Source organism: Paenibacillus sp. PL2-23, from assembly GCF_040834005.1.
Taxonomy (GTDB): domain Bacteria; phylum Bacillota; class Bacilli; order Paenibacillales; family Paenibacillaceae; genus Pristimantibacillus.
Window position 1 is genome coordinate 2,187,993 of the sequence record NZ_CP162129.1, and the last position, 15,929, is coordinate 2,203,921.

Sequence of the window (15,929 nt, forward strand, 5' to 3'; positions counted from 1 at the left end):
AAATGTTATGCTAATAGGTACGAGAGGGACGAGAGCACGAGAGGGGGCGTAGTCATGGAAGCGTTGACCGACAGATTTGGTCGCATTCATAATTACTTGAGAATATCTGTGACGGATCGCTGCAATTTGCGCTGCGTCTATTGCATGCCGGAGGAAGGAATGGCGTTCACGGAATCGTCTAACCTGCTTTCTTACGATCAGATCGTAGAGGTTGTAGAGGCCGGTGCGGCGCTGGGCATACAGAAGCTGAGAATAACCGGAGGAGAGCCGCTGGTCAGGCCGAATCTGGATCAGCTAATCGGAAGGCTCGCGAGCATACCCGGCATTGACGATATATCGCTGACGACAAACGGTGTGTTTCTGGCCAAACAGGCGAAGGCCTTGAAGGCGGCCGGATTGAATCGAGTGAATATAAGCCTGGATACGCTGGATGCCGCGAGATTTGCTTTTATCGCGAGACGGAGCGAGCTTCGCAGAGTGATGGAGGGCATTGAGGCGGCCGCAGAAGCAGGGTTCCATCCCATCAAGCTCAACTGCGTGCTGCTCAAAGGAATTAATGAAGACGAAATTGCCTCCTTCCTGAAGATGGCCTATGAGCAGCCGCTGCATGTCCGATTCATTGAATATATGCCCATCGGCCACGCCGATGAGAATTGGCGCAGCATGTATCTGCCATTGTCGCGCGTCCTGGAGATCGCCGAGGAGCAAGGCTACAGCTTCTCCAGCAGAGACCAAGTGAAAGGCAATGGTCCATCCGAGGATTATCAGCTGGAGGGGGGCATCGGCTCGTTCGGGCTCATTCATCCTATCAGTGATCATTTCTGCAAAAATTGCAACAGACTTCGTTTGACCGCTGATGGGAATTTGAAGCCCTGCCTGTATTGGGTTGACGAGTTGAATGTGAAATCGGCGCTTGGCGATGTAAGCGAGATGAAGAGAATGTTCGCCAGAGCGATGGATATTAAGCCGGAAAATCATGAGATGGCAGCCAAGCTGGCGGACGGAGACCTGTCCCATGTGCCGACGGATCGGCGCATGTCCCAAATCGGAGGGTAGCGAGCTTGATTGACTGAAGACTGAGGAGGCGCGCAGGAAGGATGTCCCACACATTGCAGCATACAGAGATTATACTTCTGCACAGCAATGACATTCATAGCAGATTGGAAAACGCGGCTCGGATATCTACCATGATAGCGGAGGAACGCAGGGTGTGGGGGGCGCATCGGGTGCTTGCCGTTGATTGCGGCGATCATATGGACCGAATGCGGATGGAATCGGAGGGCACCGGCGGAAGGGTCAACCGGGACCTGCTCCAAGAGGCGGGATATGAGGCCATAACACTGGGTAATAACGAGGGGCTCACCTGCTCCGCGGATATGCTGGAGCAGCTCTATGGCACGACCTCCAAGCTGTCGGTTGTCTGTGCGAACATGAAGATAAGCAGTACAGGAGCAAGACCGGCTTGGATGCGGCCGCATATTCTGATTGAAAAAAATGGCTTGAAGGTTGGTCTTGTCGGCGCGACGGCCAATTTTGCGGAATTCTACGCATTGCTGGGCTGGACGACCACGGAGCCCTTGGCCGCTATCCGTGAGCAGGTGAGCGCCATTCGAGGGCAATGCGATATATTGATTGTTATGTCCCATCTTGGCATTACGCTCGATCGGCAGATGGCGGAGGAAATTGACGGCATTGATCTCATTGTTGGCGGGCATACCCATCATTTGCTGGAGGAGCCTCTGGTTATAGGGACAACGACGGTGTGCGCGGCGGGCAAATTCGGCGATTATTTGGGCCGCGTTGAAATCGGCTGGGATGCGGATACGAGCAGGCCAAGCTTTCGGGCGACCTGTGTGCCTACGGGGGCCTTTCCGGAGCGGGCTGAGGCGGATGCGGTCATCCGCGCTCACAACGAAGCGGCCAGGGGAACGTTAAGCCGAGTTATTACGCGTCTCAAGGAGCCGCTCCCGGCGCGAACGGACGCGGAATCGCCCCTCGCTAATTTGCTGGCAAGAGGGCTGCGGCGCTGGACGGACGCGGAGATCGGTCTGGTCAATACGGGGCAGCTGCTGGGCGGCCTGGCTGGTGGAGAGGTGACAGCGGGAGAGCTGCACGCCTTGTGTCCATCCCCTATTAATCCGTCTCGCATTGTCATTGCAGGTCGACATATTCGCTTGGCTCTGGAGCAAGCGCTTCTGGCGCATTATGTGACGAAGCCGATCAAGGGTTTCGGATTCCGCGGAGAGGTGCTTGGCACGTTAGCTATGGACGGCATGACGGTCCGCTATGACCATAGCCGGGAGCCTATGGGCCGCATTGTAAGCGTGCTGGCGAACGGAGAGCCGCTGCAGGATGAAAGGCTGTACGTTGTTGGCACCATTGACATGTTCAGCTTCCGTGTAGGCTATGAGTCCCTTGCGGATACGGAGAGCTGCAGGTTCTATTTGCCAGAGTTTATTCGAGACGTTATCGGCTCCGAGCTGCTGCGGGAGGATGCGATTGCGGCTTGTCGAGTACAGAACTGGATTCCACAATCGACTTGAGCTCCGGTGCTGATAACTGGACTTATGGAACATGAACAAAAAGGCTGGGTTCGACTTTTCGTGGCGCAAGCTGTCGAAATTTAGCACAAAACGGTTGCAGTTGGGCGCATTTTCACGTAAATTAACAATATATACGGTTTACTCCGATGTATAAGGTACAGAAGTCATGAAGGGGATGGACCGAAATGCGTTTGCTGCCCATAGCGAAGTGCGAGCCCGGCATGAAGCTAGCCAAAAAAATATTTTCCGCTGAAGGCATCGTGCTTCTTGGCGACGGCATGGAGCTTACGTCCCGGCTGATCGCCAGACTGGAGCAATGCGGCGTTCAGTATGTCTACATAGAGGATTCCCGCACGGAGGACGTGCAGGTGCCTTCCATTATTAGCGAGGAAACGTTCCGGATGGCCATTAAGGAAATCCGCACCAATTTCCGCGAGATGATGGATCGACCCAAGATGAAGAAGGGCGTTACCTATCCCTTTATCGCCGCACCCTTCCGCAGCATGATGAACTCCATTATCGACGAGCTGTCCAATCATAAGGACGCTATGATTATGCTTATGAATATGGGGCAAGTGGACCACTATTTGTTCCAGCATTCCTTGAACGTGTGCGTGTATACGACGCTGCTCGGCATGTCGAACGGCTACTCGCGAGACGAGGTGATGACCCTTGGGCTGGGGGCTCTCCTGCATGATATCGGGAAGACGCAAATCTCGATGCAGGTGCTCCAGAAGCCGGACGCGCTTACCAAGGAAGAGTTCGAGCTGATGAAGCGCCATGCCCAGCTCGGCTACGAGCTGCTGAAGGATGAGCCCAATTTGCCGCTTCTTGTGGCTCATTGCGCATTCCAGCATCATGAGCGCTTGGATGGCAGCGGTTATCCGCGCGGCATCAAGGGCAATGAAATACATGACTACGCCAAGTGGGTTGGGCTTGTCGACTCCTACGACGCGATGACGACGAACCGGGTCTACCGGTCGCCGATGCTGCCGCATGAAGCGGTGGAGCGGCTGTACGCAGGGACGGGCACCTTATACGAGCAGCGCATGCTGCAGCTGTTCCGGGACAAGGTGGCGATCTATCCCATCGGCATCAACGTCAGGCTGCAGAGCGGCGAGCGAGGTATTGTCGCCGGCTTGAACAACACGTATCCGCATCGTCCAACCGTGCGAGTCCTATACAATGAGGCTGGAGAAGAGCTGAAATCGCCATACGAAATCGACCTGTCCACGCAGCTGACGGCGATGATTGTCGGCGTGAATGAAGAGGAGTATTCGGAGCCGCTGGTTGCGGGCATATAAGGGGCCAAGCGGCTCCTTTTTCTATTGCTGGCCTGCGCATACTTCATTTGCTTCCTGCTGTCGCGGACATTACAATAAAAGAATACGCAATTACGAGAATATGAAGTCAGGTGCTGAATCATGAACGTATTAAACGCAAGGAATCATAGCTTTCATTCTGCCTTAACCCCGCTTTCGCCGGACAATGACCCCTGGGACCCTATTCGTTCCCTTCGCCAATACGGGCAGCACCGTTTGACCAGTGTTGAGATGACGGTCACGAATCTATGCAATATGCGATGCGAGCATTGTGCGGTCGGAGACACGCTAGTGCTGGCTGAGCCGGACAAGCTTCCGCTTGCTGACATGCTGAGACGACTGGATGAGGTGGAATGTCTGGAGACGATCAGTATAACGGGAGGCGAGCCAACGTTCTCTGGCCGCACGGTAAGCGAATATATGGTGCCGCTCCTGCAGTATGCAAGAAGCAGGGGCATCCGTTCTCAGATTAATTCCAATGTGACGCTGCCTTATTCAAGATATGAGCAGCTGGCTCCGTATCTAGATGTTATGCATATCTCCTTCAACTATACGAGCGCGAAGGACTTCCACGAAATCGGCTTTGCGAAGTCGGGACACAGCGTCTCGCTGGAAGCGGCCACCAAGCTGTACAATCGTATGATCGACAACGCTCGCCGGCTCAGCGACGCAGGTGTCCTGGTGTCTGCAGAATCCATGATTAATTACCGCACATACAACAAGATTGACCAAATCCATCAGTTAATTGTCGACATGGGCTGTCAGCGGCACGAGGTGCATCCCATGTATCCGAGCTCCTTCGCCAAGGATCTGCCCGTCATTTCAAGAGAGCAGATGAGCGAAGCCGTCAAGACGCTGCTGGATACTCGAGATCAAGAGGTTTGGATGCTCTTCGGCACACTTCCGTTCTACCAGTGCAGCGACAATGCGGAGGAGCGGGCGCTGCTTAAGAGGCTTTCGCAAGAGCGCAATGTGACAGTGAGGAATGATCCCGACGGACGCAACCGGCTGAATGTCAACTTGTTCACGGGCGACGTATTCGTAACGGATTTCTCTGATGTGCCGGCGTTCGGCAACATTGCGGACTCCAGTCTGGACGAGCTGTTCAATCGCTGGCTGGAGCATCCGCTGGCCCAAAGCGTTAATTGCCATTGCCCGGCGGCATCGTGCTGCGGTCCCAATCTGCTGGTCAAAGATATGTATTACAAGGAAGAGAATTTTCTCATGCGCAGCGCGAAATTAGAATAGAATCTGGGAGAGGAGGGAAACCGCATGTCCATTCGCACGATCGTGATGATTGCCGTTGGCCTGCTGTTGATTTATCTGTCATTCACAGTTGGAGCTCCGTTCCTGCTGGCCCTTGTCGTGGCCATCTTCCTGGAGCCTCTGAACGGTATGCTAATGAGGCGCTTCAAGCTGAACAGGCTCGTCGCGGCTATTATATCCAGCACGCTGTTCACCGTTCTGCTTATAGGCTTAATTGTGCTGCTAGGCATCAAAATAGTGGCCGAGCTGATCGCGTACCTGCAGAAGGTTCCGCAATATTTTGAAAACGCAAGCGAAATCGTCGACCAGCTCCTGGTGGATGCTCGGGGCTTGTACCAGAATCTTCCGCCTGACGCTATCGAGACACTGGAGGGCTACCTCCTGAAGCTCACCGGCACCATCACGACAATGGTGGGCAAGCTGTCAAGCTCTGTCGTGTCGTTCGCCTCTTCGCTCCCTGGCGTCTTCATCTTTTTTATCGTGTTCCTGGTCGCTGTCTATATGTTCAGCTTCAGCCTCCATACGATGAAGGCCTCGGTGCTGTCATTGTTCGATGAATCGTCTCGTCCGCAGGTGGATCAGATGCTGAATAACTTGCGCCGATCCATATTCGGCTTCCTTCGCTCGCAGATTATTTTAAGCGCCATGACCTACGTAATTTCCCTTGCGGGCTTGCTTATCCTGGATATCAAATATCCCATGGCGATTGCCCTGCTCATTATTATCGTGGACATTATGCCGATACTGGGCACGGGGTCGGTGCTGGTGCCTTGGGCGGCTTATCTGATTCTGACAGGTGATGTATATACAGGCATCGGACTCGTTATTCTGTTCCTGTTCATTACCGTATTCCGCCGTATCGTTGAGCCCAAAATATTGGGGGATTCTGTTGGAATCGGGGCTTTGTCGGCCCTTATCAGCCTATACGTGGGCTTCAAGCTGGTGGGCGTCATCGGCGTATTTATCGGACCGCTCATCGTCATTATTTATATGGCGGCCAGACAGGCGGGATTGTTCCAGCAGAAGATCAAGCTATAGGCTGGCACGGTATCGTTCACATAAAAAGTTGTATGACAGGTTGACAATAGCTGCCAGACAATCGTATATTGTAACAAGGAAATCCACTAGGGGCGCCGAAAGGCTGAGATAAAGCGATTGCTTTGGTCCCTTTGAACCTGATCTGGGTCATGCCAGCGTAGGAAAGTGGGAATACAGCTTTGCGAGCGCAAGCCGTTGTTATCGTTCCATCGGTGACGCGCAGGCTCGTCGCAGCTAGCGGCTGGCGGTATGCCTTGCCGTTAGTATAGTCTGCATGGGTGAGCCTTCTTGCCAAGCTGAAACTTTCTTATAGGTCTGAGTATGCCTCCAGGTGGAATTCCAATTCCATTTTAGGAGGTTTTTTTGTTATGCAAACAACACCAATCTCAGGAAGCCGCAAGAAGTACGTGCAAGGCTCGAAGCCCTGCATTCAAGTGCCTGTAAGGGAGATTGAGCTGAGCCCTAGTACGGGCAGGGATGGGCAGGAGAAGCCGAATGAGCCTATCCTCGTATATGATTCCAGCGGTCCCTATACCGACCCCTCTTATGTCGCCGATGTTCGCGCAGGTCTGCCGAAGCTTAGGGAAGGCTGGATTATGGAACGCGGAGACGTGGAAGCGTATGAGGGCCGGGAGGTGAAGCCTGAGGATAACGGCTTTACGACCGCCGAGAGAGCCCGTGAGAGAGGGGCGGAGCTTTTCCCGAACGTGAACAGCCGGCCGCTGCGCGCCAAAAAGGGGGGTAACGTCACCCAGCTTCATTACGCGCGGCAGGGCATCATTACGCCGGAGATGGAGTTTATTGCGATAAGGGAGGGCATGTCGCCCGAATTTGTCAGGGATGAAGTAGCCAGGGGACGAGCGATCATACCGGCGAACATCAATCACCCTGAATGCGAGCCTATGATTATCGGCAGAGGGTTTCATGTGAAGATTAACGCCAATATTGGCAACTCCGCGGTTGCCTCCTCCATCGAGGAGGAGGTAGAGAAGATGACATGGGCGACTCGCTGGGGAGCCGACACGATTATGGACTTGTCCACGGGCAAAAACATTCATACGACGCGGGAGTGGATCGTGCGCAATTCACCGGTGCCCGTAGGCACTGTACCGATCTATCAGGCGCTGGAGAAGGTGAACGGCAAAGCGGAGGATCTGAGCTGGGAGGTGTTCCGCGATACGCTGATTGAGCAGGCGGAACAGGGGGTTGATTATTTTACCATTCATGCCGGTGTGCTGCTGCGGTACATTCCGCTAACGGCGGCGCGCGTGACGGGCATCGTCTCCAGGGGCGGTTCCATAATGGCTGCTTGGTGCCTTGCGCATCATAAGGAAAATTTCCTGTATACCCATTTCGAGGAGATCTGCCTCATTATGAAGCAATATGACGTGTCATTCTCGCTCGGCGACGGCCTTCGTCCCGGCTCCATCGCGGACGCCAATGATGAGGCGCAGTTCGCGGAGCTGGAGACGCTGGGAGAGCTGACCAAAATCGCTTGGAAGCATGATGTGCAGGTCATGATCGAAGGTCCGGGACATGTGCCGATGCATCTGATTCAGGAGAACATGACACGTCAGCTGGAAGTATGCGACGAGGCGCCATTCTATACGCTGGGCCCGCTGACCACGGACATTGCTCCGGGCTATGATCATATTACTTCCGCGATTGGCGCGGCGATGATCGGCTGGTTCGGAACGGCGATGCTCTGTTATGTGACCCCTAAGGAGCATCTGGGGTTGCCGAATAAGGAGGATGTGAAGGAGGGCGTGATCACATACAAGATAGCGGCGCATGCGGCGGATCTGGCGAAGGGGCATCCCCGAGCGAAGGAGAGAGACGACGCCTTGTCCAAGGCTCGCTTCGAGTTCCGCTGGCGCGATCAATTCCATCTGTCGCTGGATCCCGAGCGGGCGATGGCTTACCATGACGAAACACTGCCGGCGGAGGCGGCCAAGTCGGCGCATTTCTGCTCCATGTGCGGTCCGAAGTTTTGCAGCATGAGGATTACGCAGGATATTCGTGATTATGCGGCGCGCAGCGGACTCGAGACCTCCGAAGCTATCGAAGCCGGCATGAAGGAGAAGGCGGAAGCGTTCAAGGCGGCGGGCAGTGAAATGTATACATAGACAGACCCTTGGCGCGGGCAGCTGTCCAATCCCTCCCTTATTCCACTCATATACTATCAGGACGAAGAATGAGAGGATCTGAATACTGGGAGGATTGCACATGATTGCACATATTCCGAACGAGAGCCTGCTGGGCAAGGATGAAATCATATCCCGCCTGAGGAACGCGCTCGTCGAGAAGAAGCCCTATTGTCTCGTACGCATTGGTGACGGGGAAAACTTTGTATTGTCGCAGGATTCCGTATATTCAATGGAGCAGACACTGAAGCAGCTGTGGGTGCAGGAGGCGAACAAAGGCAGGAAGGGCATCAGGCTGCCCAACCTTCCATTCCGGGATCAGCTGGTGACAGCCATTCGCGAAGCCGATATCGTAGGCATTTTGGCTCAAAATGATAATGTAATCCGGGCCCATCCCAATCACAAGCGGGCGCTGACAAACCGGATATTCCAGCATTTTGCCCTGGAGCCCAAGGCCGTCTGCAATGCGATTGTGAACCGGGAGCTGGTCCAATATCAGCCCTTCTGGAGCATGCTTGCGGAGCAAGGCGCTCGTGTTGTCCTGGTATCCCGCTGGGCGGGAGGAACGAAGCAGCGGCTTATTAAACCTCCCTTCAACCTGACCATCCCGTTCACGCTGCCGTTCGAGCGCAACGGAATGATGGAGGATACGCTGAGAGTGCTCGAGGAACGGAAGGACGAATACGATATGGTGCTCGCCTCCTGCGGCGTCAATGCCGTCGTGCTGGCCCATCAGGTAGCGGTACGTATGGGGAAAGTCGGAGTGGACTTCGGCATCGGCTCACAAATCATCTCCTATATGAAATCATAAATGGATTCTAAAGGATACAGCTATGCGCGCGGCAATCGCACGCACAAGCTGTATCCTTCTTTGTTGGCTAAGCTAAAGGGACCAGCGCATAATGACGCCGGCTTGCGTCAGTCCGCCGCCGAAGCCATAGAGCAGCAGCGTGTCGCCGCTCTGTACGCGGCCGTCCTTGACCGCGTCATCCAGAGCAAGAGGGATGGATGCTGCTGAGGTGTTGCCGTAGCGCGAGATACTGGACAAGGCTTGCTCCGGACGAAAGCCAGTTCTCTCGCACAAAGCGTCGATAATGCGTTGATTGGCATTATGCGGCACGAACCAGTTGAGCTGCTCCGCGTCCATGCCGCTGCCCGCCATCAGCTTGCGTATGCCCTCCGACACGTGGCTGACGGCCCAGCGGTAAACCTCACGCCCGTTCTGCACAATCTTCCCATGATCCAGCAGCTCATGCTCATCGATGCGATTCGCACTGTTGCTCAAATAAACATGGTGCCCGCCGGAGCCGTCCGTGTCGGAATAGGACGCCAGCATACAGCCTCCGCCTCCGCTCGAAGCTCGCTCCAGCAGCATGGCTCCCGCGCCGTCTCCGAACAATATACATGTCGTGCGGTCCGTATAGTCGGTCACTGTGGTCAACGCATCGACGCCGACAATTAATATTTTGCGGTAAATACCCGTCAGCAGCAGAGCATTGCCAAGCTGAAGCGCGGCAGTGAAGCCGGCGCAGGCGGCCTGCAGATCGACGGCGCCGCAGCCGCTAATGCCGAAGCGGGATTGAATGCGGGCAGCCATACTTGGGAATACGGTATCAGGAGTGGAGGTTGCGACAATAATATAATCGACATCGTCTAATGGAATCCCGTACCGCTCGGTCATGTTGTGCACGGCGCCGACGACAAGGTCAAAGGCACCTTCTCCTTGCGATAAGGCTCTGCGTTCACGAATGCCCGTTCTCTGGACGATCCACTCATCGCTTGTGTCCACCAGCTTCTCCAAATCGGAGTTCGTGATGATGTGCCCGGGGACATAAGTGCCAATTGCGGTTACGCACGCGTTCGATTGCAGGGTAGTTGTCATGAAACGGCTCACCTCGCTCTAATTGTTAGCACCAGGTACTAATACTTGATACTAATATAAGATGCCGGCGGCAAAAAGTCAATGCAGCCGAAAGCCGAATAGCGAGTATGCAAACTGCAAAATATATAGAGGATCAGGCCCAATATCGAAGCGCGGCGCACGGCGCGAGGCTTTGAAGGCTGGAAGCGACGACACGAGGAGGTAAGGAAAGCCTATGCGTAAACAGTTAGCGGCGCTGTCCGCCAGCGTGCTGATCGGCACGATGCTTGGCGGCTGCAGCGAATACCAAGGCGATCTCGGCAATAAAAATATTCGGATGAATGAGGTCCGGATGGACAGCTTCGGCAATGTGATTCGGGACAAGCGGTTCGCGCATGATAACGAAAACGAAAAAAATCGGGTGCGAGGCAGCCAGCAAACCAATAATAACGTAATCGGGTCTCATCAGAATTATCGTCTGGAATTGAGCGAGCAAATCGCCAACCGTATTCAGGATATAGACGGCGTAAAGGTCTCGTATGTGATGCTGGCCGATAAAAATGCGTATGTCGCGGTATCTCTGCAGGACGAATTGCCTCAAGGGGACGCCAGAATAATGAGCCGAACCCAAATGGGGATGATGGATCATGACAACCGGGACGAGCGCAAACGCATGAGCGCCATGTCCACGGGAGAAGAGCATTTGACTGCCCAACTGAAGGGGCAGATCGCTTCGGTGGTCAAGCAGTCCCATCCACAGATTGCCAATATTTACATCTCCGCCAATCCCGATTTCGTCATGCGAATGGGCAGCTATATGAATGACAGCGCGCATGGATACCCCGTGCAAAATTATATTATGGAGTTTAACGCGATGGTGGAGCGCATCTTCCCGGTAGGGCAGCCAGACGCGACCGGAGACGGCCTGATGAAGTCCACAAGCGTTAAGCGCAGACATCGCCTGCTGGAATAGAATATGAAGTACGAAGGCAAGAGGCTGATCGCCAATTAGGCGGTCAGCCTCTTTGCGCGGGAAACGCTCATTCGTCCATTCCATTTCTACCATTTCGTCATATGGTAATTCTAGCTAATTGAAAACCTGGCTGGAAAGAAGGCGAGAGACTACGAGATGGTTGAAAGTATGAATGAACAACAAGACGGGTTAATACCGGATGGACAGCATGTGAAGACGGTTGCGATTCTTGGCTTAGGTTATGTTGGTCTTCCACTGGCGCTCCTGTTCATCTCCAGAGGCTTCCGCGTTCTGGGCATCGATCCCGATATGGGCAAAATTCAAAAGCTTCAGCGGGGGATCAGCTACATTCACGAAATCTCCAATACGAGCATACAGGAAGCCATGGGAACCGAGCGCTTCCTCCCGACCAGCCAGCACGGAGCTATTCAAGCGGCAGAAGCGATCATCATCTGCGTGCCGACACCGCTCACAACATACGGCACGCCGGATCTCAGCTATTTGACAATCGCCGCGACCCAGATCAGCCATCGTCTCCAGAGGGGACAGCTGGTCGTGCTGGAAAGCTCGACCTACCCCGGCACGACTCGCGAGGTACTGCTGCCGCTTCTGGAACGATCGGGCCTGAAGGCGGGCGACGGGTTCTATCTGGCTTATTCTCCGGAGCGCGTGGATCCCGGCAATCGCCATTTCCCTCTAGAGCGTATACCCAAAATCGTCAGCGGCACAACGTCGGATTGCCTGGACCGTGTCCAGTCGCTGTATGGCGAGGTGTTCCCGAGCGTTCATCCCGTATCCAGCACGGATGCAGCGGAGATGGCCAAAATTCTCGAAAACGCCTATCGGCTCGTCAATATTTCATTTATTAATGAAATGGCGATGCTCAGCGACGAGCTGAATCTGGACATATGGGAGGTCATCGACGCCGCGGGAACGAAGCCTTTCGGCTTTATGCCCTTCTATCCCGGACCTGGAATTGGAGGCCACTGCATTCCTGTAGATCCTTCCTATTTGCTATGGAAGGTGAAGCAGCATGGACTGACCTCTGAGTTTATTAGCATGTCCAACGCTGTGAACCACAGGATGCCCCTCTATATCGTCCAGCAGCTGAAAAAAGCGATGGCACAAGGCTCGCTGTCTGACCGCAATGTGCTTGTATATGGAGCTGCGTATAAGCCCGACATCGCCGATTGCCGGGAATCCGCTTCGCTTGATTTGATGAAGCTGCTGCAGCTGGAGGGGGCGAATGTGTTCTATCACGACCCCTATATTCCTCAGCTGAAGCTGGGCGAGGACCAGCTGGCAAGCGTAGAGCTGACGCCAGAGCGGGTCGCAGGAATGGACGTCGTGATCATCGCCACACATCATAGCGCTCTGCCCCTTGATATGCTGGCTGCTCATGCGCCGTTCATCTATGATACCCGGAATGTGACAAGGCATCTGGCGGGCCATGGCAATTGGATGAGGCTCGGAGCTGGCCGTGGCGGCCGTTCTCTTCCGTAAGAGGAGTATGGAATATAGATACAGGGAGGGCTGAGCGTGAGCAGGGTAGTCGTATTAGGCGCTGGCGGCATGGCGGGGCATATGCTTGTGCAGTATTTGACCGAGCGGGGCCATGACGTAACGGCTGTAAAGAGGCGAGGAACGGACTCTCCTCTGAACACGAGGCAGGTGCATTTGGATTTGCGGGACCATGACAGGCTGCTAGCCGCGCTGAGCCAGCTCCGGCCAGATACCGTTGTGAATGCGGCCGGCATACTGAACGACGCGGCGGCGGAGCGGGCGGAGGAGGCGAGGCTTATTAACAGCCTTCTCCCGCATCGTCTGGCGGAGTGGGGGGATAAGCTGGGCTATCGGCTTATTCATATTAGCACGGATTGCGTATTTTCGGGGCAGGACGGACCCTACAACGAGACGGCTGAGCCTGATGGCACCTCCGCGTATGCCGTGTCCAAAAGCTTGGGAGAAGTGATGCAAGCGGGACATCTTACGATCCGGACATCCATTATCGGACCCGAACTCAAGCGGGACGGTATCGGCCTCTTCCATTGGTTTATGATGCAGGAGGGCAAGCTCAGCGGCTATTCCAGGGTCTACTGGAATGGCGTTACGACGCTAGAGCTCGCCTCCTTCGTAGATCGTATGCTGGCCAATCCGCTTGACGGCATCGTTCATCTCTCTGCCAGCGAGAGGGTGTCCAAGCATGAGCTGCTGATGCTGTTCAGGGAGGCGTTCCGGAACGGGCATCATGTCGACATAGAGCCCTGCGACAAGCTTCAGCACGACAAAAGCCTGCTCAATACGAGAAGCGATATGGCCCCTTATCCTGTGCCTGATTATCCGGAGATGCTGAGGCGTTTGGCGGAGTGGATGAAGGACCATGAGGAGCTGTACGCACAATACCGGCTGGATGGCATCGCGGGCAAAGCTTCTGATCGGAGGAGCCTAGATTGAAAATATGCAAGCTGATTCGAAGGCATTCCTTTCTTGACGCCAGAGTGTTCCGGAAGCAGGCCAGAAGCTTGGCGGCGCTTGGGCATGAGGTTTATCTTCTGGCGCCCCGATACAATGGGGTGCTGCTGAATGTGAACAAGGCTCCGCTGAAGGATAAGCAATACGAAGCTCCTTCATTCTTGCTGGATCAGGTTACGGTCATGCCGTACACGGCCAAGAGCTATTCTTCAGACCTGCAGAAGGCGAAAGCCGAAAAGGCCATGCTGCGCAGCCTGCAGCAGCTGTCGTTGCCGTATCAGCTGGATGGCTTGCTCGTGAAGGCAAGGGATGCGGGAGCCGACGTCTATCATGCCCATGAGCCGGAAACGCTGTACGAAGCGGTGCAGGCCAAGCGCTATTGGCGCGAGCAGGGGAGACCGGTCAGCGTAATATTCGACGCCCATGAGCTGGAGAAGGATACACCCTTGCTGCGAGAGCTGATGAAGGAGACCGATCGGCTCATTACGGTATCGGATCACATCGCCTCCCTATATGCCGCACGGTATCCGCAGGTGCCTGTTGTCGTTATTTATAATTCGCCGAAGCGGCTTGAGCGGCTGGCAGAGCCGGATATCTCGTCTCCTTTTACTATGGAGCGGCCTATGATCATCGGTTATGAAGGCATGGTGAAAAGGGAGAAGGGCGATCCAGCTCGCATGATTGGCATTCTGGACAGCTTGTCTCAGGCGGGTCTGCATGTACGGTTCAAAATATTGGGACAAGGCCAGCACGCCTCCAGGGCGGAGCGGGCGCTCATCGATAACCGCCTTCGTTCACACCCTCTCATCGACTATGCTTGGGTCGACTATGAGAGGCTCGGCGAACAATGGAGCAGCGTGGATGTTGGATATATCTACTTCGACCTTGGCTCGGAGAATCGAGCCAACGCGCTGCCGAACAAGCTGTTCAGCCTGTTGAACGCCGGCGTGCCCGTGGTTGTGAACGATGCTCCTGCGATGGCGGCTTTGCTGCGCAAGCATGGCTGCGGGCTTGTGGCGGGACGCAGTCCGTCAGCAGCGGATTATGCCAAGCTGTTTGCGCAGCTGTACCACGACCGACAGCTTCTCGCAGCCATGCGAAGGCAAGCCCTTGCGGCCATGGATGAGGAGTATGTGTGGGAGAAAATGGAGAAGCGTCTGTATCTGCTGTATCAGGAGCTGGAACGCCAACCATAGAAGCCTGCCGCGATTGTACGCGGCAGGCTTCTTCTATCCCTCCATATATTGTTCTATTGCATGGCATATCCGCGGGGCTGTTCTGCCATCTCCGAATACGCTGGGGTGATGCTCCGGCGTGTTCAAGCTGCTGTACGCTTCCCAAATCCTGTTCGTGTCCGCAGCGGCAAGTCGGTTCCAGCCATGGGCCACGGTCTCGACCCACTCCGTCTCTCGCCTCATCGTGACGCAGGGAACGCGAAGGAGGTAGGCTTCCTTCTGCAGGCCGCCGGAATCCGTTAGCACCGCATGCGCGTTGCCCGTCAAGTGGAGCATATCCAGATAGGACAGCGGTTCTGTCACAATGAGATTGGACGCCTCCAGCAGCGATTCCATCGTCCACTTGCGAAGGAAAAAGCGCGCTCTGGGATGAAGCGGAAGCACAACGGGGCGGTCCAGCCGGGCTAACGCTGTTAGAATATGGCGCAGGTTGCTCTCGGAGTCCGTATTTTCATTGCGGTGCACCGTCGCAACGTTATAGCGCTTGGGCGACAGTCCCAGACGGCTCAGTATCGTAGATTGCTTCCCGGCGATAGGGCGGAAGGCGAGCACAGCATCGCACATAATGTCGCCAACCATATGCACGTGTTTGCTGATGCCTTCTCTCCGCAGATTCGCCGCCGCATCATCCGTTGGACAGAACAGGATGGAAGACATGTGATCCGTCAGCACGCGATTCGTCTCCTCCGGCATGCGTCGGTTGAAGCTTCTCAGACCGGCTTCGACGTGAGCGACAGGTATGTGCAGCTTCGCCGCCGCAAGGCTGCCTGCAAGAGTGGAGTTTGTATCGCCGTACACAAGCACCAGATCGGGCGTTTCCCGAATGAGCACCTCTTCTATACCGGCAAGCATTCTGGCTGTCTGGCTGCCATGCGAGCCAGAGCCTGCTCCAAGCTCAATGTCCGGCGCGGGCAAGCCCAGCTCCTGGAAAAAAACATCCGACAATGATGGATCGTAGTGCTGTCCGGTATGGATCAGCAGCTCCTGGTGGTGCTGGCGAATCGCTCGGCTAAGCGGAGCAGCTTTGACGAACTGGGGACGGGCCCCAACGACGGTTGCTATCTTCAATACAAAC

Annotated in this window: 13 protein-coding genes and 1 riboswitch; of the genes, 11 read left to right on the forward strand and 2 right to left on the reverse strand. The window is 55.0% G+C overall.

The genetic code is table 11. The features are described 5' to 3' along the window. Positions 1–54: 54 nt before the first annotated feature. From moaA to AB1S56_RS09120, 7 genes are all read left to right on the forward strand, one after another. On the forward strand, positions 55–1,056 hold the full coding sequence (gene moaA, locus AB1S56_RS09090) for a GTP 3',8-cyclase MoaA (RefSeq protein ID WP_340870034.1): 1,002 nt from the start codon (positions 55–57) through the stop codon (positions 1,054–1,056). 41 nt (positions 1,057–1,097) lie between these two features. Next, positions 1,098–2,543 (forward strand): bifunctional metallophosphatase/5'-nucleotidase, encoded by a 1,446-nt coding sequence (locus AB1S56_RS09095; protein ID WP_340870035.1) that lies wholly within the window; start codon positions 1,098–1,100, stop codon positions 2,541–2,543. Between the two features lie 185 nt (positions 2,544–2,728). Further along, a complete protein-coding gene (locus AB1S56_RS09100) occupies positions 2,729–3,847 on the forward strand; it encodes an HD-GYP domain-containing protein (protein WP_340870036.1) in 1,119 nt (372 codons plus the stop codon). A gap of 120 nt (positions 3,848–3,967) precedes the next feature. Then, on the forward strand, positions 3,968–5,113 hold the full coding sequence (gene yfkAB / locus AB1S56_RS09105; RefSeq protein ID WP_340870037.1) for a radical SAM/CxCxxxxC motif protein YfkAB: 1,146 nt from the start codon (positions 3,968–3,970) through the stop codon (positions 5,111–5,113). 24 nt (positions 5,114–5,137) lie between these two features. Then, entirely contained in the window at positions 5,138–6,169 is a 1,032-nt protein-coding gene (gene ytvI / locus AB1S56_RS09110; RefSeq protein ID WP_340870040.1) for a sporulation integral membrane protein YtvI, read from the forward strand. Between the two features lie 78 nt (positions 6,170–6,247). Then, a riboswitch (TPP riboswitch) is annotated at positions 6,248–6,350 on the forward strand. Between the two features lie 187 nt (positions 6,351–6,537). Beyond that, positions 6,538–8,295 carry a phosphomethylpyrimidine synthase ThiC gene (thiC, locus tag AB1S56_RS09115; RefSeq protein ID WP_340870041.1) on the forward strand — a complete coding sequence of 586 codons (1,758 nt, stop codon included), beginning with the start codon at positions 6,538–6,540 and terminating at the stop codon, positions 8,293–8,295. A 100-nt stretch (positions 8,296–8,395) separates the two neighbouring features. Further along, positions 8,396–9,124: a GT-D fold domain-containing glycosyltransferase gene (locus AB1S56_RS09120; RefSeq protein ID WP_340870043.1), complete on the forward strand. Its 729-nt coding sequence runs from the start codon at positions 8,396–8,398 to the stop codon at positions 9,122–9,124. A gap of 72 nt (positions 9,125–9,196) precedes the next feature. On the opposite strand, the gene AB1S56_RS09125 is transcribed toward AB1S56_RS09120, so the two are convergent. Next, complete coding sequence (locus AB1S56_RS09125) at positions 9,197–10,195, reverse strand: ketoacyl-ACP synthase III (protein WP_340870044.1); 999 nt, start codon at positions 10,193–10,195, stop codon at positions 9,197–9,199. Between the two features lie 214 nt (positions 10,196–10,409). Between AB1S56_RS09125 and AB1S56_RS09130 the strand changes: the two genes are divergently transcribed. The 4 genes from AB1S56_RS09130 to AB1S56_RS09145 all read left to right on the forward strand — a co-directional run bounded on the left by AB1S56_RS09130 (position 10,410) and on the right by AB1S56_RS09145 (position 14,815). Further along, entirely contained in the window at positions 10,410–11,147 is a 738-nt protein-coding gene (locus AB1S56_RS09130; RefSeq protein WP_340870047.1) for a YhcN/YlaJ family sporulation lipoprotein, read from the forward strand. A 168-nt stretch (positions 11,148–11,315) separates the two neighbouring features. Next, positions 11,316–12,650 (forward strand): nucleotide sugar dehydrogenase, encoded by a 1,335-nt coding sequence (locus tag AB1S56_RS09135; protein ID WP_340870050.1) that lies wholly within the window; start codon positions 11,316–11,318, stop codon positions 12,648–12,650. Positions 12,651–12,686: 36 nt separating this feature from the next. Beyond that, positions 12,687–13,601, forward strand: a complete 915-nt coding sequence (locus AB1S56_RS09140) for an SDR family oxidoreductase (protein WP_340870052.1) — start codon at positions 12,687–12,689, stop codon at positions 13,599–13,601. Next, on the forward strand, positions 13,598–14,815 hold the full coding sequence (locus AB1S56_RS09145) for a glycosyltransferase (protein ID WP_340870055.1): 1,218 nt from the start codon (positions 13,598–13,600) through the stop codon (positions 14,813–14,815). The genes AB1S56_RS09140 and AB1S56_RS09145 overlap by 4 nt, the downstream gene beginning before the upstream one ends. 33 nt (positions 14,816–14,848) lie before the next feature. Here AB1S56_RS09145 and wecB read toward each other — a convergent pair whose 3' ends face one another. Further along, positions 14,849–15,922 carry a non-hydrolyzing UDP-N-acetylglucosamine 2-epimerase gene (gene wecB / locus AB1S56_RS09150; protein ID WP_340870056.1) on the reverse strand — a complete coding sequence of 358 codons (1,074 nt, stop codon included), beginning with the start codon at positions 15,920–15,922 and terminating at the stop codon, positions 14,849–14,851. Positions 15,923–15,929 lie beyond the last annotated feature (7 nt).